16 protein-coding genes are annotated in these 15,535 nt (G+C 62.1%); 9 read left to right on the top strand and 7 right to left on the bottom strand.

All coding sequences use genetic code 11. The features are described from left to right. The 6 genes from QXF46_07840 to QXF46_07815 all read left to right on the top strand — a co-directional run. The coding region (locus tag QXF46_07840; GenBank protein MEM0226772.1) for a MoxR family ATPase at nt 1-867 on the top strand (867 nt) is incomplete at its 5' end. Next, the gene (locus QXF46_07835; protein MEM0226771.1) at nt 830-2,086 is read left to right on the top strand and encodes a DUF58 domain-containing protein; all 1,257 of its coding nucleotides are present in this window, start codon (nt 830-832) and stop codon (nt 2,084-2,086) included. The genes QXF46_07840 and QXF46_07835, both read left to right, overlap by 38 nt. Then, on the top strand, nt 2,083-2,559 hold the full coding sequence (locus QXF46_07830) for a hypothetical protein (GenBank protein MEM0226770.1): 477 nt from the start codon (nt 2,083-2,085) through the stop codon (nt 2,557-2,559). The genes QXF46_07835 and QXF46_07830 overlap by 4 nt, the downstream gene beginning before the upstream one ends. Before the next feature lie 31 nt (nt 2,560-2,590). Continuing rightward, nucleotides 2,591-4,126, top strand: coding sequence for a hypothetical protein (locus QXF46_07825; GenBank protein MEM0226769.1), 1,536 nt, complete (start codon nt 2,591-2,593; stop codon nt 4,124-4,126). Then, nucleotides 4,113-5,285: an ABC transporter permease gene (locus QXF46_07820; GenBank protein ID MEM0226768.1), complete on the top strand. Its 1,173-nt coding sequence runs from the start codon at nt 4,113-4,115 to the stop codon at nt 5,283-5,285. The genes QXF46_07825 and QXF46_07820 overlap by 14 nt, the downstream gene beginning before the upstream one ends. 5 nt (nt 5,286-5,290) lie before the next feature. After that, the gene (locus QXF46_07815) at nt 5,291-6,004 is read left to right on the top strand and encodes an ABC transporter ATP-binding protein (GenBank protein ID MEM0226767.1); all 714 of its coding nucleotides are present in this window, start codon (nt 5,291-5,293) and stop codon (nt 6,002-6,004) included. Between the two features lie 65 nt (nt 6,005-6,069). Here the strand turns inward: QXF46_07815 and QXF46_07810 are convergent, their stop codons facing one another. Both QXF46_07810 and QXF46_07805 read right to left on the bottom strand, forming a co-directional pair. Beyond that, nucleotides 6,070-8,019 (bottom strand): glycoside hydrolase family 42, encoded by a 1,950-nt coding sequence (locus tag QXF46_07810; protein MEM0226766.1) that lies wholly within the window; start codon nt 8,017-8,019, stop codon nt 6,070-6,072. Nucleotides 8,020-8,134: 115 nt separating this feature from the next. Then, a complete protein-coding gene (locus QXF46_07805) occupies nt 8,135-8,797 on the bottom strand; it encodes a peroxiredoxin (GenBank protein ID MEM0226765.1) in 663 nt (220 codons plus the stop codon). A 192-nt stretch (nt 8,798-8,989) separates the two neighbouring features. Here QXF46_07805 and QXF46_07800 point away from each other — a divergent pair, with 192 nt between their 5' ends. Then, nucleotides 8,990-10,051, top strand: a complete 1,062-nt coding sequence (locus tag QXF46_07800) for a hypothetical protein (protein MEM0226764.1) — start codon at nt 8,990-8,992, stop codon at nt 10,049-10,051. On the opposite strand, the gene QXF46_07795 is transcribed toward QXF46_07800, so the two are convergent. From QXF46_07795 to QXF46_07780, 4 genes are read right to left on the bottom strand one after another with little or no spacing between them, the layout of a single operon-like run. Further along, entirely contained in the window at nt 10,029-10,844 is an 816-nt protein-coding gene (locus QXF46_07795) for a biotin/lipoate A/B protein ligase family protein (protein MEM0226763.1), read from the bottom strand. The genes QXF46_07800 and QXF46_07795 overlap by 23 nt on opposite strands. 10 nt (nt 10,845-10,854) lie before the next feature. Further along, the gene (locus tag QXF46_07790; protein ID MEM0226762.1) at nt 10,855-11,424 is read right to left on the bottom strand and encodes a hypothetical protein; all 570 of its coding nucleotides are present in this window, start codon (nt 11,422-11,424) and stop codon (nt 10,855-10,857) included. Beyond that, nucleotides 11,421-11,705, bottom strand: a complete 285-nt coding sequence (locus QXF46_07785) for a hypothetical protein (GenBank protein MEM0226761.1) — start codon at nt 11,703-11,705, stop codon at nt 11,421-11,423. The genes QXF46_07790 and QXF46_07785 overlap by 4 nt, the downstream gene beginning before the upstream one ends. A 54-nt stretch (nt 11,706-11,759) precedes the next feature. Continuing rightward, on the bottom strand, nt 11,760-13,292 hold the full coding sequence (locus QXF46_07780; GenBank protein MEM0226760.1) for an amidohydrolase: 1,533 nt from the start codon (nt 13,290-13,292) through the stop codon (nt 11,760-11,762). Nucleotides 13,293-13,386: 94 nt separating this feature from the next. Here QXF46_07780 and QXF46_07775 point away from each other — a divergent pair, with 94 nt between their 5' ends. Next, on the top strand, nt 13,387-14,214 hold the full coding sequence (locus QXF46_07775; protein ID MEM0226759.1) for a hypothetical protein: 828 nt from the start codon (nt 13,387-13,389) through the stop codon (nt 14,212-14,214). Nucleotides 14,215-14,535: 321 nt separating this feature from the next. On the opposite strand, the gene QXF46_07770 is transcribed toward QXF46_07775, so the two are convergent. After that, nucleotides 14,536-14,865: a hypothetical protein gene (locus tag QXF46_07770; GenBank protein ID MEM0226758.1), complete on the bottom strand. Its 330-nt coding sequence runs from the start codon at nt 14,863-14,865 to the stop codon at nt 14,536-14,538. Nucleotides 14,866-15,164: 299 nt separating this feature from the next. On the opposite strand from QXF46_07770, the gene QXF46_07765 reads away from it, so the two are divergent. Beyond that, the coding region (locus QXF46_07765; GenBank protein MEM0226757.1) for a hypothetical protein at nt 15,165-15,535 on the top strand (371 nt) is incomplete at its 3' end.

Raw genomic sequence — 15,535 nt, 5'->3', positions numbered from 1 at the left:
GAGAAGCTCCTTGTGGCTCTGCTCGCTAGGGGTCACGTTTTGATCGAGGATTACCCTGGTCTCGCTAAGACTTTGATGGCGAAGACGCTGGCTCAGTCGCTGGGGCTCCAATTCAAGCGCGTCCAGTTCACCCCCGACCTCCTGCCCGCGGATATCACGGGCAGCTACGTTTACAACCAGAGGACCGGAGACTTCGAGCTTAGAAAGGGGCCCATTTTCACCAACATCCTGCTGGCCGACGAGATCAACAGGGCTCCGCCGAAGACCCAGAGCGCGCTCCTCGAAGCAATGCAGGAGCGGCAGGTGACTCTCGACGGCGTGACGTACAGGCTGGAGGAGCCCTTCCTCGTCATCGCGACGCAGAACCCGATCGAGTTCGAAGGCGTCTACCCCCTCCCTGAAGCGCAGCTGGACAGGTTCGCGATGAGGCTGCGAGTCGGCTACCCCGATGAGAGCGAGGAGGTGGAGATCCTGCGGAGGAGGATCAGGAGGGGGAGCGACGAGGTGCGCGTCGAGGTGGTCGCCACAAGGGAGGAGGTGGTTGAGATGCAGCGGGCGGTTGAGAGGGTGCACGTTGACGAGTCCATCCTCGGCTACATCGTGGCGATCGTGAGGGCTACGAGGCAGCACCCCCGCGTGGAGGTGGGCGTGAGCCCGAGGGGCGCTGAGATCCTGATGAAGCTGGCGCGGGCTAGGGCTGCGGTGGCGGGTAGGGACTACGTGATCCCCGATGACGTGAAGGAGCTTGCCGTCGAAGCCCTAGCCCACCGGCTCGTCCTTAGGGCGGAGCAGTGGGTGAAAGGTGTCGAGCCGGAGAGCGTGATCAGGGATGTCCTCAACGCGGTCCCCGTCCCAAAGGGGTTGTAGGCCGACCGCAAAGGCGCTGCTCTATGTGGCTCTCATCCTAGCCCTGATAACCTCCGCAATCCTGGTGAGGAACTTCAGGCCGATCGCCCTAACCGTTCCGGCGGCGCTGATGGTTGGCTTCTCAAGCCTATTCACCCAGCGGGCCAGCGTTAAAGTCTCGAGGGTCGTCGAGAGGACCAGGGCGATGCCGGGCGAGAGAGTGAAGGTTCGCTTGGAGGTGGCGAGCGACAAGCCGTGCCTCGTGGAGCTGCGGGAGCCGTCGACCGCGCCAATCGTCGGAGGAGGGTCGACCTTCCTGCTCAACCTCAGGGGGCGGGCGAGCCTCGAGTACGAGGTTCTGCTGCCGAAGAGGGGCTTCTACCAGCTCGGCCCCACGCTCGCGGTTTTCAGCGACGCACTCGGCCTGTTTGTCGAGGAGAGCGTCGCCTCCGATCCGAGCGAAGTCGTAGCCCTGCCGAAGCTGATGAGCACGAAGGGGATCAAGCTGGCCGCCAGCTACACTGGCGTTTGGCCCGGCGAGGTGGCTTCGAGGCGCAGCGGTAGGGGTTACGAGTTCTACGGGGTGAGGGAGTACGCGCCGGGGGACGAGCTGCGGAGGGTGAACTGGAGGGCCTCCGCCAGGCTGGGCAAGCTGCTGGTCAACGAGCAGGTAGAGGAGAGGGTTACAGACGTGCTGCTCGTCGTGGACGCGGGCCTCCTCGGGGTCCTCGACCCCGCCACCGTTGAGGAGGTGGTTGAAGCAGAGGTCTCGCTGGCCGCCTCCCTAGCGCTGAGCCTCTTGAGGTCCGGCAACAGGGTGGGCCTCGTCACGAGGGGCAGGGAGTCCTCGTGGGTCAGGCCGGGCTTCGGGAGGAGGCATTTGGATAGGGTCCTCTACGAGTTGACTAGGCTGGAGGCCGGCGAGCCGGCTCCGCTCGACTACGCTCTCAACATGCTCGCACCCTACCTCTTGAAGCCAAACGCGGAGCTAATCGTCATCAGCCCGCTCCTCGACAGTAACATCGCCATCTCGATCTTCAACTTGGCTCCGAAGTACTCCGTGCTCGTCATCTCCCCCAACCCGTTCAGGGGGGATGGTGGTGCAGCGCAACGCATCCTCGAGGTGGAGAGGACGAGCCTCATAGTCAAGCTGAGCGGCGTTTGCCGCGTCGTCGACTGGGCCCCAGGCGCACTCCTGCTCAAGGCGTCGAGGCGCCGGGCTCTTAGAGGGGGGTGGTGAATCTGGATCTCGTGCGCGCCTCTCTCGTGGCGTCCTGGATCCTCCTCTCAACCCTACTGAGCCTCTCCCACCCCCAGACGGCGCCTGCCCCCCTCCTCTCGGCCGCCATCTTCGCGCTGGCGCTGCTGAGACGGTCTCGAACACTCGTAGCGCTGGCCGTCGCCCTGCAGCTACCCACCCTCGTCGCGATGAGCCTGGAACGAAGCTTGGTTCAAGCTGCTCTGCTGACGCTCGCGTCACTGTACCTTGCGGAGCTAGGGGATCTGGTGGCTAGGGCGGGCCCGGCGCGCGACCTAGGCTACTTGAGGAGGAAGTTTGAGCAGGTGACCGGGGTCGCCGCGCTCGCTCTACCGGTCACGGCAGCCGTCACCGCTGCGGCGGAGTCGCTGTCGCTCGTGCTCGATTTCGGCTTAGCGGTGTTGCTAGTGGCGATCCTGGTGCTCCTAGCCCTCAGCTTGAGGAGGCCACCATAAAGCACAAAACTAGCCCTCCAGCAATCCCCGCGTGCTCACGAAGGTTGCACCGGCTCTCGTGGCGGCAGCGATCCTGGCTTTCACGGCCATCTCAATGGCTCAACCTCAGCTCTCACTCATCTCACTCTCATGGGTCAGAAGGCCCGTCGAGCCCGGGGACGTTGGCGTCGCCAGGCTGTCCATCGCGGCATACGGCGGTGACACTCTGCTGAACTCGGAGGCTGTCGTGCGCAGCTACGGCAGCTGCCAGCTTGTGGGCGTTGATAGAATCCCTCTCGGCGCGCTCGCGCCCGGCGCGGCCAGGAGCATGGACATCGCTTTGAGGTTCACCGATGACAAACTCTGCACGCTCAGCATCCTCGTCTACTACGATTCGACAGCCCGACAGGCGGCGACGGGCGTCATCGTCAACCGCATACCGGGCTCCGCCTCCCTCAGCATCACCCTGAACCCGCCCTTCGAGCCCCTCATAGAGGTGTCAGTTACCCCGGCGAGCCTGACGCTGGGCGTGGCCTCCAACGTGACCCTGACCATCACCAACAGGAGGGGCTCCACCGTCGAGTGGCTCGAGCTCTCCCTCACCCCCTCAGGAGCCGCAACCCTGGGAGCGGCCAGCCCGTTGAGAACCCGCTTCGGCCCACTGAAGGCTGGGGAATCGAGTGTTCTAACCTTCCAGCTGCTCCCCCTCTCCAACCCCGTGACGCTGACGATCACGCTCAGCTACGTCGATTCCACAGGCTCGTACACCGAGAGGGCGCTCACGTACGCGCTCGTAGCCGGCACCGGGGCACTGCTCGTCTACCTGGAGCCACAGACGCTGCCGACAGCCTCCACAACTCGCGCGTCGATCGTCGTCCGGAACATCGGTAGCGACACCGCGAGGAACGCGACGCTCTACATCTGGTCGCAGCCCGGCTCGGCAGTCTCGGTGGAGCCGGCAATCCTGCGCATCGGCGACGTGGCGCCGGGCAGCGAAGCTAGAGCGGAGGTGGAGGTGAAGGTCCCCTACGGTGAGAGGGGGGCTAGGTCCATCCCCTACACTCTCACCTACATCGGCAGCGATGGGAACCTGAAGGTGCTGAGGGATTCGCTCAGCTTCGTAGCCCTCGAGGTCGCCAGAGTGGAGGTAACATCGATAGAGGTCACGCCGTCCGAGCCCGCCGCCGGGGCGATCGCTACGATCTCGTTAACCCTGATGAACCTGGGCTCGGCTCCCATCTTCGGCGTCAATGTCACGCTTACACCCCCGCAGGGGTTGGTGCCGCTCAGGGGCGTCAGCCAGTTCCTCGGACAGCTTAGCCCCTATACGCCGACGGCCGTCCCCTTCTCCCTCCGCGCCGCTCAGCCTGGCCTGTACACCGTCAGGGCGACGATCACCTACCAGGGGTACTACGGGGAGAAGATAACGGTTTCAAGGGACATTCCGGTGGTCGTTAGGGAGGCACCACCCGCGGCGAACGCGCGCGAGAACCCGCGCAGCGTGCCGTGGACGATAGTAATCGTCCTGGTCGTCGCCGCGCTCGGCTTCATTCTCCTCAGAAGGGGGAGAAAACGTGAGAGTAGTTGACTACGCGTGGTACGCGCTGAGGGGGTTGAGCGAGAGGAAGGGTAGGGCTGCCGGAGCGGCCGTCGGTGTCGCGATAGCCGTGACAGCGCTCTCGCTCGCTCTCGGCCTGGGTAGCGCCTTCCAGCAGGCGTTCACCGAGCTTCTAGGGAGAACCCTAGCCGCTAACTCGGTGATCGTAACGAACCCGGCTCCGGGCCTCACAGATGCTGACCTAGCGCTATTCTCCACCATACCCGGCGTTAGAACCTGCTTTGGGGTCTCAACGGCTCAAGCCACTCTAGCGACTCCTTCGGGCTACAGGACGGTGACGGTGATCTCCGTCGCACCCGAGCACTTGCCCGAGCTGCTCGGCTTGGCCGACTTGAGCACGTTCGTCGAGGAAGGTGTTCAAACCCCGCAGGGGTTGGGCGTCATCCTCGGCGCGAACCTGTGGATGGACCAGAGCACCGGGGCTCGGATACACGAGATAGGTGGAGTGCTCACCCTATCGATCGGTGGGAAGAGCTTGAGCGTCATCATCGCCGGCCTGGCGAGACCCTTCGGCTTCAGAACCTGGATCTCGGTTGACGACTCCATCTTCATGGACCCCCAGGCTTACACAACGTACGTGAGCGGTAGAAGGGTTTACCAGGCTGCAATCCTCGTGCTGGAGGACCCCTCGCTCGCGCAGCAGATCACCGACTACGCTAGGGCTCTCGCACCACCTCGATCCAACGTGTTCAGCCCGATCGCGATGGTCAACCAGCTCGGGATATTCGTAAACGCCCTCAGCGGATTCCTAGCGTTCATCTCGGTGCTCAGCGTCGGCATCACGGCGCTCTGGATCTTCGACAGCACCGCGATCAGCGTTGTGCAGCGGGTCAAGGAGATCGGCGTGCTGAAAGCCGTCGGCTTCACCTCGCAAGACGTGCTCCTCATCTTCCTGGCGGAGGCAGCCCTCGTCTCGCTGATCGGCGGGTGCGCCGGCCTAGTATTCAGCCTAGCAGCCTCGCGGTTCCTCTCGATCCCCCTATTCATGATCAGGCTAACCCCGAGCCTCACACCCGAGCTACTGCTCATCGCCCTGTCAGCCCCCCTGCTCGCAAACGTCCTGGCAGCCGCTGTCCCCGCCCGGACGGCTGCAAGGCTTGACCCCGTGAAGGCCCTACGGTACGAGTGATCGCAATGCCGATGGTGGAGGTACGGGACCTTTGGAAGGAGTACGAGCTCGGGAAGGCCAAAGTCCAGGCCTTGAGGGGCGTCAACCTCGAGGTCGATCGAGGGGAGTTCCTCGCCGTTGTGGGGCCCAGCGGCTCCGGGAAGAGCACGCTGCTCCACCTCATAGGGGGCCTCGACAGGCCGACGCGCGGCATCGTCAGAGTGGGGGGTATTGAGGTCAGCTCGCTGAAGAGTGATAGGGAGCTGAGCCGGTACAGGAACGAGTACGTGGGCTTCGTCTTCCAGTTCTTCCACCTGATCCCGAGGCTCACCGCCCTGGAGAACGTGGAGCTGCCGCTCGTGGCTCGAGGAGTCGACCCGAAGGAGCGTAGGAGGAGAGCGTTGGAGGCTTTGAAGCTCGTAGGCCTCGAGCATAGAGCCAGGCACAGGCCGACAGAGCTGAGCGGCGGCGAGCAGCAGCGCGTAGCGATCGCTAGGGCATTGGTGACCCAGCCCAAACTGCTCATAGCGGACGAACCGACGGGGAACCTCGACTCAGCTAACGCGAGAATCGTGATGAGCCTCTTCCGAAAGCTCGTGGACGAGCTCGGAGTCACGATCTTGATGGCCACGCACAACCTGGAGCTCCTCGACTACTGCGATAGAGCCGTAAGGCTCGTCGATGGAGCGGTAGCCGGAGTCTACACCAAAGGCGAGTTTGGCAGGCTCACCGTAAGGTAGCTGAGCAACCGATTCGCTTTGAGCGGAAAAAGCGAAAGGCGGATGCGCGGCCCTGAAGCTGGCGATCACCGGCGTACGAGCAGTACCGCTGCCGATTTACCGGGCATCGTGAGCGACAGCGAGCTCCGCTTCACGCTCCTCAGCTCGGCGTCCCCGCCCAGCCTCGTGGCCTCCTCAACCGGCTTCGATGGAGTGAGAACCGCTTCAACGGCTTCGCGAGAGTGGTTGATGGCGAACACCACGTCGCTGTCGTCCGAGGCGAAGGTTTGAACCTCAACTCTCGGGTCGCTACTCACGTAAGGCCTCTCGATGCCAGCCGAGTTCGCCAGGGCCTCGTAGAACCTGCAGAAGCTCCACTCGAGTTTCTCTTGCCTAGCCAGTACCGCCTCAAAGGGGAGCAGTGAGAGGAAAACCCTACCCCTCCCCCGCTGCGCCGCGAATAGCATTGGCCGCCCCTCACCATCGACTGCCACTACCTCAGCATCGACAGGCTCCGCCGTGAACACCCATAGGGGCTCTGGCGCGACTAACGTCAGCCTCTCCCCCTTCCGAATCGGTGGCACGTCCCTCTCAAAGACGAGCTCGATCCTCCCAGCCAGGCTCCTACCGACGCTCCCCGCCTCAAGCGTGTTTTCAACCCCGAACAACTCCACCCAGAGGTGGGTTGGGGAGTCGTGGAGCGCCCTGAAGCCACCCAGCCCCCTGATGAAGGACGCGTAGAGCACGCCTCCGCTCTCAACGTAGCCGACCAGCCTCCTCCAAGTGGATGCGAGGGCAGCAACGGTGGATGGCAGGGTGAGCAGCTTCGCCCAACCAAAGGTCCGCTCAACGTCGAGCTCGTAGACGATTCTGGCAGGCACGCTAGCACCTGTCAATGCCGCGTAGCCCGCGCACAACAGCTGGGCAATCCCGTAGAAGCCCAACGCCTGCTTGTACCAAACGAACTCGTAGTCGCGAAAGAGGTAGAAGGGGGCGACTACAGCCGCTGAAGCCACCCTCCTGTACCGGGTGTGCAGCCCCAACTCCTCCAGCGCGCCCAGCTCGGACGCAAACCTCCTGCAGACGTGGGCGGCCGGCTTCCACGACCCGTCCCTCCGGACCAGCCCGAAGCCCAACTCCAGGGGCCTCCACTCGTAGGGCGGGTCGCTCTCGTGGGGGAAGTCGGAGAAGCACCACACGAAGGCGCCTGAAGCCTCGTGGGCCAGCGCCGTGTAGAGGATTTCGTTGATGAAGCGGGCGTGGCTCTCCTCCGAGTACTGGAGCGTGCTAAACCCGAACTCCTCCAGGATCACGGGCGCGGAGCCGGCGCAGGAGAACAGCTCGATGTAGGAGGCGTACGCGTACCCATGCCTCACCTCGTCACTGTCGTAGAGGTATAGGTGGGGGCCCACATAGTCCACGACGTCCCTGACGTTCGGCGTCTCCTGCATGTAGCTGTCCGGCACGTCACCGGAGCTCACGACGTGGTCCCCATCTAAACCCTTCACGGTGCAAGCGAATGAGCGGAGCAGCTGAAGCGCCTCACCCCTGCTGGAGGCCCGCTTCACGAGGCTCAGCTCGTTACTCAGGATCCAACCCGCAACAGCGGGGTGCCCCTTGAAGCGCTCAACTATGCTTCTCACAAAGCGAAGCGTCTTCTCGACTGACGCAGGTTCGTAGAGGTCCTCGAAGCTGGTCCAGGGTATCGGCCAGTTCTTACCGCTCATGTGGCCGACGAGGAAGGTCACGAAAGCCCCAACACCGTTCTCGGCGAGAATGTCGAGGAGCTTGCCAAGCTTCGCCGCAGCCTCCTCCCTCACACCCCCCTGCTCGTCGGCGAAATCCTCGCACTTGATGAACACCCTCGCAACACGCACGCCGAGCTCCCTCATCTGCAGCGCATCCTGCTTAACCGCCTCCTCGCTCCAGTCCCTCCACATCCTGATGTTGAGGAGGCGGGGCCAGTAGTTCACTCCAAGGAGGAATCGAAAACTCCCGTCCACCGTCACAAGCGAGCCCGATTTCACGGTCCTCATACCTCTCAAACCCCCGGCTACGAGGGAGATATATTACTGAACTATGAGCGGGGCTGCTCGAGAAGTGGGAAGAAAAAGGGAAAAGAAAAGGGTTTAGAGTTTTAGCACGTGGCTTCTACTGCAGTGATTTGTAGCAGAACCACCAATCGTAGCACTCGATCTCCTTCCTCGCGGCTCTCTCAAGCCTCTCCTTGGCCGTTTTCTCGTCTGTAGCGGGTGGGATGATGACTTTGTCGCCGATCAGCTCGTTGTTCGGCCAGTTCGCCGGCATGGCCACCTTGTGCTGGTCGCTCACCTGGAGAGCCTTGACGGCCCTCAGGATCTCATCGATGTTCCTCCCAAGCTCCTGCGGGTAGTAGAACACCGCTCTGAGTATCCCGTTGGGGTCGATGATGAAGACCGCTCTAACCGTGTTCGTCCCCTTGCCGGGGTGGATCATGCCGTACTTCTTCGCGATCTCACCCGTGTCGTCGGCGATGATCGGGAACTTTATCTCAACGCCCAGCTTCTCCTTGATCCACTCAACCCACTTTATGTGGCTGAACACCTGGTCGATGCTGAGGCCGATGAGCTGCACGTTGAGCTTCTGGAACTCCTCGAACCTCTTCTGGAAGGCTACGAACTCCGTGGTGCAGACCGGTGTGAAGTCGGCCGGGTGGCTGAAGAGGACGATCCATTTGCCTTTGTAATCATCTGGGAAGTTTATCACACCGTGCGTTGTCTTTGCCGTAAATGATGGTACTTTCTCCCCTATCAGGGGGAACCTTCCTGGCTCCATATGCATCGACTAGTTAGAACTCAGTAGATATAAATAGTTAACGGCTTCATAAGAAAAACAATGAATTAAAGCATTTAACTATTTGTTTATAACATATTCCACCGTCATTAACGATGAACCTATTGAGAACAAGTTGGTTTTCAGAAATAAATCGGGGGCGCACTTATAAAAGGCTGCAGCTTAGGCCTCTCCGTGGACGTTCGCTACGTTGTAGCAGCGGTGGCTTTAATCGTAGCTGCGGCCTCTCTTTTAGTAACCGCTGTCGTCCTGATGAGGGTGGCCGAGTTAACGAGAAGGCTGAAGGAGCTTTCGGAAACCTTGAGGGAGGTTGAGAGGGTTCGGCAGCAGCTGCAGGAGAGGCTTCGAGAGTTGGAGGAAACCTTAAGGCGGGAGGCCGCCGGTGCCAGCTGCACCGTTCCCCCCGGGGTGAGGGCCATCGCATACATACTCCCTTCCGGGGCGAGCTCGCCGGAGTGGAGGGAGCGCTACGGGGATAGGATCTACTTCTACGTCTACGCGAACCTCAGCGCTTACCGCAGCTACGTGGAGGAGGACTTCCGAGCGATATCGATGGTCTACAACACGGTCATCATCGTCGTACCGGCCGACGACACCGAGCTCTACTACAGCAACCTTAAGCTCCTCGACAGCATCGCAGCCGAGCAAGGGCTGAGGATCATGTGGGCCATCTTCCCCAAGTGGAAGTACGGCGCTGAGCGAGAGTACCTGGTCCCCGGCACCCGGATGAACAGGCTGGTTCTCAGCGTGATGGACTTCCTCTCCCAGCTCAACTCGACCTGGAGGATCGCGGTCTGGTACGGCTGGATCGACAGGATGGTTGCCGACGACGTCCTCAGCTTCTACAACTCGCTGCCCGACCGGCTGAAGCCCCTGTACGCGGCGTGGATCGACCAGCCCTTCGTCAGGGTTGCCGTGGACCTAGCGGCGAAGGATCCCCCGTTCCTCGTCGTCACCGAGCTCTACTCGGAGGACGCGCTTAGCGCCTACTCGAACCTGCTCCCCTGCCAGATGGTGGTCACCGGCTACCACGGGGCTAGAACGCCGAAGGAGTGGCTTGAGGGCATCTCCAGGAAGCTCCAACTCGTCAGGGGGGCCGATCGGGCCATAGGGGTATGGATCTTCTACGACATAAACGATGGACACGGGGAGGAGTACGCGGCTTTCAGGCCCGAGTGGGGGGCGATACCCGACCCCTTCCGGATGCAGGTCGTCAGCCTCTCAAAACCCCCCTGATCTCCTCCTCCAGCCCCGCGAACGCGCTGTGCGGAGCCCTCCTCAAGTTCCACTCAACCCTGCGGTACTTCCGCTCGTACAGGAGCTCGGCAACCTCGAGCTCCTCCCTTAGGGGTAGGTCGAAGTAGGCCTCAGCGCCCAGCAGCTCCGCGAACCCCTCCACGAGCGCCGAGACGATCCTCCGGTAGCTGGGCTTCACCCCCAGCAGCTCCGAGAGGTTCACGACCCTACGCTTCACGTCTGAAATCCCCCTACTGGACAGCTTCTCCACCGCGGGCTTCAGGAGCCTCGAGAGCGCGTCGAGGTCGGCGTCGACGAGGAGCGTGCCGTGAAGGAAGCAGCAGTTCCACCTGAAGCTGGCAGCCGTCCCCGAGACCTTCCTGCCGGCGGCGACCACGTCGTTCACGTTCTCCACGGACGCTCTAACCCCCAGCTTCTCCAGCGCCCTTAGAGTCCCGCGCAGCAGGTAGCCGTAGGCGTAGCCCTCGGGGTCGCTGGAGGGGAGGCTAACGGCGAGCGCGTAGTTCACGTTGCCGAGATCGTGGTAGACCGCTCCCCCGCCCGTGAACCGCCTGACGACGCTGACCTTGAGCCTCTCCGCCTCAGCCAGGTCCACCTCCTCCTCAGCCCTCTGGAAGTAGCCGATGACGACGGCCCTCGCGTTCCTCCAGATCCGAAGGGTGTCGGGAATCAGGCCCGCGCCCCTAGCTCTCGCGAGCGCCTCCTCGAAAGCCAGGTTCATGAAGGGGTCGCCGGGGGTCTCGTACAGGAGAACCCTCAGCTCCCTCACCATGGGGGGCACCTCAACGGCTCGCGAAGGTTGCAGCTGCGGCAACCTCGAACAGCGCGGCCACCGCTAGGAGGGCTGCGGACGCGGCGAAGACTCTCGGTGAGGGCTTGAAGCCGGCGTACGCGGCCACCGCCAAGGCCATGTACTCCAGCCAGAAGTGCGGGAGGAGGAAGAGGATCGGGGATACGATGTTCCTCCTCATGTAGAGTGAGACAGCGAAGACGCAGGTGGTGAAGAGCAGCGCCGCTTTACCAGCGTTCCTGCTCACAGCCTCGCTCGAGAGCGCCCAAACCCAGGAGAGCCTCCTCGCAGTCGTAGCTGTGAGCGATATCAGCCCGGCAGCCATCAGGTTGTTGACAAAGATCACCAGCGCCGCGTGGGGGTAGAAGGATCGGGCGAGGAAGACGCTCGCGCCAGTCAGAAGCAGACTGGAGGTCCAGAGCATCACCGGTAGCACGGAGATGTTGAGGAGGAGCAGCAGCGCCTCCTGCGGGGTCAGCATGCGGTACCGCTTCCTCTCCTCCCAAGCCCTCCTAGCCAGCCCGCTCACGCTGGCCCAGAACGCCCTGCAGCGCGACCTCACCCGCTCCACCCGGCAGCCCTCACGGCCTCCTCGACCACCCTAACGAAGTCCTCCACCGTCGAGCCGACGAGCTTCGCCCCGCTCAGCGCACGCTCAACCCTCTCCCTCACCTCGCCGACCGGAGCCCCCCTAAGCTCCTCCTCAAGCCGGAAGACGCAGTCCTCCGGGTACACGAAGAAGTCCCCGGTGACGCTCGCATCTACGACGACGCCCCTACCCCTATCGACCACCACCCTCGCCCTGATGAGCCCCTTCACGGCCTTCAGACGGGCCTCGCCCACTGCAAACACGGTAACCAGAAGGAGAACCTTCTAATAAGGTGCGCGCAGCCCGCCCTAGCGCACTCTCACGCCGTCAACGTAGGTGGCGAGCACTCGTACGCGCCTGACCTCTCCCCCCGGTAGGCTGAACGGGTCCCCGTCAACCACGATGAAGTCCGCCGGGTAGCCTGGGCTCAGCCTCCCGTAAGCCTCGCCCAGGATCCTGGGCGCAGCCTCCGTGTAGCACCTCACGGCTTCCTCGACCCTCAAGGCCTCGGAGGCCCAGAGCCGGGACGCGGGCAGGCCCTCGAGGGAACCCCTCGTCACGGCAGCGTAGACGCCCTCCCATGGGTTGCAGGGCTCGACGGGGGCGTCAGAGGAGAAGCTGAGGTTGATCCCGCGCTGGAGGATGCTCCTGAACGGGTAGGCCCAGCGCGCCCGCATACCCAGCCTCGAGACGATCCACCAGTCGCTGATGATGAACCTCGGTTGAGCGCTCACCGGTAAACCGAGCTCAGCCAGCCGGTCCAGCAGGTCGGGCGGAGCCACTGAAGCGTGCTCAACCCTGAGGCTCCCCCGCACCAGCTTCGCCGCTTCAACCACCTCCTCGAGCGCTCTATCCCCGATCGCGTGAACCGCCAGCTGCAAACCCCTCCTTCCAGCCATCTCCAGCGCGCGGGCGATCGCGCTTCGATCCATCAGAAGGACACCCGAGTTGCCCGGGTCGTCGCTGTAGGGCTCCCGGAGGGCAGCCGTCCTAGCGCCCAAGCTGCCGTCGGCGAAGGCCTTCAAGCCGACCACGCGCAGGTACCCCAAGCTCAGCGGCCTCGGATCAGGGACGCTCGAGTCGAGGTACGCTCTCACGCGCACGCGCAGCTCCCCCGATTCAGCGAGCTTCACGAGCGCGGCCAGCTCCTCCCCTCTGACGGACATCGCGTGGACGCATGTCACCCCGTTGGCCAGCAGGGCTTCAACCCCCTCGCGGACCATCGCCTCAGCAGACCCCCTCTGGGCAACGGCGAGCACCATTTCAACGGCGGACTCCTTCAGGACGCCCGTCACTCTGCCACCCTCCCTCTCGATGATGCCGCCGGGCGGGTCGGGCGTGGAATCCGTGATTCCAGCAGCAGCGAGAGCGAGCGTGTTCGCGACAGCCGCGTGGCCGCACACTCTGACGAGCAGCACCGGGTTGCTGGGGGCCGCTTCATCGAGGTCCCACCGCGTAGGCCACCTACCCTCCTTGAACAACTCCTGATCCCAACCCCTACCCAGGATCCACGCACCGGGACCCAGCTTGCGCGCGGCTTCCGCAACCCTCCTCTTCAACTCCCCGATCGAGTCCACACCCCTCAGATCCAGCGTCTTCAACGAGAGGCCGAGGCTCGAAAGGTGAGCGTGGGAGTCGGTGAAGCCCGGCAGCACAACGCCGTCCACCTCCAACACCGTAGCCCCGGGCCCCGCCACCTCCCTCGCGCGAGAACCCAGGTAGACTACGCGGCCCCCCTCCACCACCATGCCGTCGTGCCAGATCGGCCTCCCACTCTCGTCGAACCCCTCTAGAACCCTTCCAGCAACAGCTAAGGGGCGCACAGGCACCTCGTTGAGCACGCCTTATAGACCTCCCGTTAAACGCTAAAGGTTGTACCTTAAACGGCCTGGACGATGAATATATTAGCTGGAAATCCTCTAAACCACGAACATAGTGAAAGTCACCATACACTTAGCGGGGGTTTGCGCCACTGTTGCCGTGATGATTCTCCTCATTACATCATCCCTAAGGAGGGGGGAAGCCGGCTTCACCCTCGAGTACAGCATCACGGGGGGCTTCTGGGGTAGGAATGACGGAATCGTTCTCAGTTCCGGCGGAGACGCGGTGTACAGGGTTAGAGGCAACACGGTGAGGTCCGCCAAACTACCCCAGCAGGTTTTGAGCGGTTTAACCAGCAGGTTGGAGAAACTGCTCTCATCCCACCCCAACGGCTTGAAGCTGGAGCCGGAGGGGGGTGCCGACTACTTCACCTACAGCCTGGTTGTCCGAAGAGGAGGTAGAACGCTCACTTACATGTGGACGGATCTCAGCAAAGTACCCTCCGAGCTGACGCACCTCCACGCACTGCTGCAGGCTATAACAGCCTCCCTTTCGAGCGAGCTCAACATCCTGATCTTCATCGATGTGGGTGAACCTGTGGCTAACGTAGGCTCCACGCGGAGAATTCGAGTAACGGTTTTCAACTTGATGCCCGAAGACTTCAACTACATCTCCCCGACGCCGTGCCACCCGGACACGAGAGTCCTCCTACACAGAGAGGGGGTTGAGCCCGTCGAGGTCTACCCCGCAGGTTTCGACCCTAGCGTGCCGTGCATACAGGTCCTCGAGGAACGGGTTCTGAAAGCCACGGCGTCCATCTCCTTCGAGTACGATTTACGCTTAAGTGAGGCGGGAGACTACGTTATTGAAGCTCGCTTCCCCTACATGGAAGCGGAGGGTAGGCGGTTTGCGGCGTGGACCAGGCTCACGGTTAAAGGCTAGAGGGGGGCGATCATTGCGATGCGCTCCACAGCCTTTACGCGCACAGGGTTCCCCAACAGCGGCTTCAAGACACAGTTGAAGCTTGTTTGTGCGGGAACTCTCTAGGGGCGCACACCCTTCTCTTCGCTTCAACGCTATGTCTGCCGCAGATACACGGAGATCACGAGTAGCAGCAAGAGGCTCGCAAAGCGTTGTACCAGACTCGAGCGGGGGCTGAACGGTTGCTACGCGCCACCACGGCACTTCCCACAGTAACTCTACGTTCCTCGGTTTGGAGCACTACTGCCTACACACGCTGAACCGGGTTCGAGGGGCCTGGATCTACGTTGGGGGCGGGGGAGGCGGGAGGTATCGAATGATTTCTCTAGCGTAGTACTCAGCCGAGTACTTGAGGAAGGTCGCTATCGACCCAAGCGATGCGATGGTCAGCCCGACGATTATGAGCACAAGGCCGGCAACTAGGCCGGTGAAATCAACTTGAGGAGCACCGTACGGTGAACCCATCATGGACTGCATTAAAGCCTGAAGCGAGGATCCCATAGCAGCTAGGCCTGTGACAATTATAATTAATCCGATAATGTACCAAACAGCGCACATCAGAAGTATCTTCAAAGCAGCTGCAAAAGCCGATCCCCAACTTGCCATTCTCACGCCTGCCTTACAGCGTTGTATCTTCCTATAAACGTTTCATGACTTATTGAGCACCATTACCGCTCCAAGTTTCCGAAAACCATGTTTAACCTTCCAAATCCGCGCAGAGTAGCATTGTACTGGACAACCGACCCCACCGTTGCGCGCTACTCCATTCGAATGGGTAGACCGGCATCCGCCAGACTCAGTGTCTCCGGTTTTAGGCTGCCCTTGAGGATGCGTTCACAGGTGTTTACGCCCCGTTCAGAACGTTTGCCTCTTTACTAGGGCCCGGTATAGGATTTCGAGCCGAGATGAGTTTGAGCGGGAAAACCGCTTCAGCGGTACTCGTGCTGGTGACCGCTGTAGTGCTGCCGTTAGTGGCTGCCTGTTTCAGCCCGGCGGACGTCTACGCCGTAGAGGTCGTATTGAACAAGCCAGGCGTGGAGTACGATTTGAGCAGGCTCACCGGTGCGAGCGAGATCGAGTACGCGAACGGCGTCGGGTACGCCTACCGAAGCCACTTCGACCCACGGCTGATCGTCGTGCTCTCCGAGCAGAGGGTCAACGATGATGCGAAGCACCTAGCCGTTAGAGTGCAGGCACCAGTCGCGTGGAGGGAGTACAGAAGCCTCACGTGCTCCATACCGCCACCCTGCCACTCGAATCTCAGGGAGAGCATCAGCCTGCC

This window comes from Thermofilaceae archaeon, from assembly GCA_038731975.1.
In the GTDB taxonomy this organism is placed as follows: Archaea; Thermoproteota; Thermoprotei; order Thermofilales; family Thermofilaceae; genus JANXEW01.
Note: the sequence above shows the minus strand (reverse complement) of the source record. Positions and strands in the feature narration are given on the sequence as shown.